This is a genomic window from Citrobacter sp. wls619 (genome assembly GCF_005281345.1).
In the GTDB taxonomy this organism is placed as follows: domain Bacteria; phylum Pseudomonadota; class Gammaproteobacteria; order Enterobacterales; family Enterobacteriaceae; genus Citrobacter.
The window spans coordinates 1-2766 of sequence record NZ_SZXJ01000106.1 but is presented as its reverse complement, the minus strand read 5'-3'; the positions used below and the strand labels follow the sequence as shown (position 1 = coordinate 2766).

General features: G+C 51.0%; 3 protein-coding genes. 2 read left to right on the top strand and 1 reads right to left on the bottom strand.

From position 1 onward, the window contains the following. The first annotated feature begins 250 nt into the window (after nt 1–250). A complete protein-coding gene (locus tag FDX19_RS24950; RefSeq protein ID WP_045445867.1) occupies nt 251–613 on the top strand; it encodes a YfeC-like transcriptional regulator in 363 nt (120 codons plus the stop codon). A 1-nt stretch (nt 614) separates the two neighbouring features. Continuing rightward, nucleotides 615–1007 (top strand): YfeC-like transcriptional regulator, encoded by a 393-nt coding sequence (locus tag FDX19_RS24945; RefSeq protein ID WP_005130008.1) that lies wholly within the window; start codon nt 615–617, stop codon nt 1005–1007. 56 nt (nt 1008–1063) lie between these two features. On the opposite strand, the gene gltX is transcribed toward FDX19_RS24945, so the two are convergent. After that, nucleotides 1064–2479, bottom strand: coding sequence for a glutamate--tRNA ligase (gltX, locus tag FDX19_RS24940; protein ID WP_137384816.1), 1416 nt, complete (start codon nt 2477–2479; stop codon nt 1064–1066). Nucleotides 2480–2766: the final 287 nt, after the last annotated feature.

The window sequence follows — 2766 nt, the reverse complement described above, 5'->3', positions numbered from 1 at the left end:
AAGCGCTCTCCCAGCTGAGCTATAGCCCCGTCACGTAAAGCTTGTCGAGTTGACGGGCGGCATCATATGAATTCCCTTCGCGTGTGTCAACGGCAAAATTAACTCATAGAATTCAATCGCTGAAAAAGCAGGCAAATGAAGAACATTGCGCAACAACTCGCATTCAGTAGTTAAACGCGTCACGGTTTCTACTAAAATGGTGCTATAAAATGAGCCACTAATTAACCCCACGACTATTCAGGGAATCGTTATGTTCAAGGAACGGATGACGCCAGAAGAACTTGCTAATCTGACCGGATACAGCCGGCAGACCATCAATAAATGGGTGCGCAAGGAAGGTTGGGCTACCTCACCTAAACCCGGCGTTCAGGGCGGTAAAGCCCGTCTGGTTCACGTTACCGAACAAGTTCGTGAATACATTCGCAGCGCTGAGCGTTCAGCGGAAGGCTTATCAGATAATTTATCGTTATCCGGTGATACCTCCATCGAAGCTCTACTGATAAGACTCGCCAAAGAAATGACGCCATCAGAACAGAAAATGTTTACGTCGCTGATCCTGCGTGAAGGCATTACGGGTTTGTTACAACGCTTAGGGATTCGCGACAGCAAATAATATGAAAAAATTACGCAGTAAAATGACCACCGAAGAGCTGGCTGAATGTCTCGGTGTCGCGAAACAAACCGTCAATCGTTGGATCAGAGAGCAAAACTGGACAACCGAAAAGTTTCCCGGTGTTAAAGGTGGTCGCGCAAGGCTTATTCATATTGATGCCGGCGTCCGAGAGTTTCTTCTCAATATTCCAGCTTTTCGCAAGGTGCCAGAATTTTATCAGGCAGAAGAACCGCTTGCCGAGTATACACACGTGGTTCGCAGTCACGCCTGCCGTCAGATAATCAGCGCACTGGATAACATGTCGCCAACGGAACAGGAAAAGCTGGCGATGTATATTTCGCGCGAAGGGATTCGCACTTTCCTGACCCGTCTGGGCATTGATGAGTCTGAATAAATGCCAAAAAAACGGCAGGGTGTGCGCCTGCCGTTTTTTCATCTCTTAAACCCGTCTTACTGCTGGCTTTCACGCTCAGCAATAAACGCCAGTGCTTTGTTAATACGTTCAATGCTGCGAGACTTACCAATCGCATGCACCGTAACGTCTAACGCCGGAGACTGACCCGCACCGGTTACGGCTACGCGCAGCGGCATCCCGACTTTACCCATGCCCACTTCCAGCTCATCCGCGGTTGCCTGAATCGCGTGGTGCACGTTTTCCGCGCTCCATTCGCTGATAGCAGCCAGTTTGTCGCGAACCACTTCCAGCGGCTGACGCGCAACCGGACGCAGGTGTTTCTTCGCCGCATCGGCATCGAACTCAGCAAAGTCTTCGTAGAAGTAGCGGCAGCTCTGCGCCATCTCTTTTAGCGTCTTGCAGCGTTCACCCAGCAGTTTTACCAGCTCAGACAACTGCGGGCCGACGCGCGTATCGATATTTTCCTGCTCAATGTGCCACTGCAAGTGTGTCGCCACATATTCTGGCGCTAGTGCATTAATGTAGTGATGGTTCAGCCACTGCAGTTTTTCCGTGTTGAACGCGCTCGCAGACTTGCTCACCGCACCGAGAGAGAACAGCTTGATCATTTCTTCACGGGTGAAGATCTCCTGATCGCCGCTGGACCAACCCAGACGTACCAGATAGTTCAGCAACGCTTCCGGCAGGTAGCCGTCGTCGCGGTACTGCATCACGCTGACCGCACCGTGACGTTTAGAGAGTTTTTTGCCGTCGTCGCCGTTGATCATCGACACGTGCGCGTAAACCGGCACCGGCGCGTTCAGCGCTTTCAGGATGTTGATCTGACGCGGGGTGTTGTTGATATGGTCTTCACCACGAATAACGTGGGTGATCTCCATATCCCAGTCGTCGACAACGACGCAGAAGTTGTAGGTCGGGGAACCGTCGGTACGGCGGATGATCAGATCGTCCAGCTCCTGGTTGCTGAATTCGATCGGCCCACGGATCTGGTCATCAAAAATAACGGACCCGTCCTGCGGGTTGGCAAAGCGTACGACGCAAGGTTCGTCATCCGCGTGGTGTTCATGGCTATGACGGCAGCGACCATCGTAACGTGGTTTTTCACCGTTCGCCATTTGCTCTTCGCGCAACGCGTCCAGACGCTCTTTGGAGCAGTAGCATTTATACGCGGTGCCTGCTTCCAGCATCTCATCGATGACAGCGTTGTAGCGATCAAAACGTTTAGTCTGGAAATACGGGCCTTCATCCCACTCCAGATTCAGCCAGTTCATGCCATCCATAATGGCTTCAATAGCTTCCGGCGTGGAGCGTTCGAGATCGGTGTCTTCAATACGCAGCACAAACTCACCGCCATGGTTACGTGCAAAAAGCCAGGAATAAAGAGCAGTACGCGCACCGCCGACGTGCAGGTAACCTGTCGGGCTTGGCGCGAAGCGAGTTTTGATTTTCATGAAATGGCCTTACGTTTATAAAGATGCCGACAACCGGCAAATCCAGGGAAGATTATCAGGCTGGTATTCTATCACTGTGGTCTGATTCCTCAATGTTCATCGGGTTGGAACATCACGCTTTGCCATTTTCGTATACAAATCATGCGACATGGATTGTTTTGCGATCGTTTTGTTTAAATTTACGACGAACGAACAATTTCTTTAGAAAATGCGTTGACTCATTTTCAACTCTCCCTATAATGCGACTCCACACAGCGGGGGTGATTAGCTCAGCTGGGAGAGCACCT

What these genes read in the sequence shown, in the direction of transcription:
- FDX19_RS24950 (WP_045445867.1), top strand. Translation starts at nt 251, where the DNA reads ATGTTCAAGGAACGGATGACGCCAGAAGAACTTGCTAATCTGACCGGA.
- FDX19_RS24945 (WP_005130008.1), top strand. Translation starts at nt 615, where the DNA reads ATGAAAAAATTACGCAGTAAAATGACCACCGAAGAGCTGGCTGAATGT.
- gltX (WP_137384816.1), bottom strand. Translation starts at nt 2,479, where the DNA reads ATGAAAATCAAAACTCGCTTCGCGCCAAGCCCGACAGGTTACCTGCAC.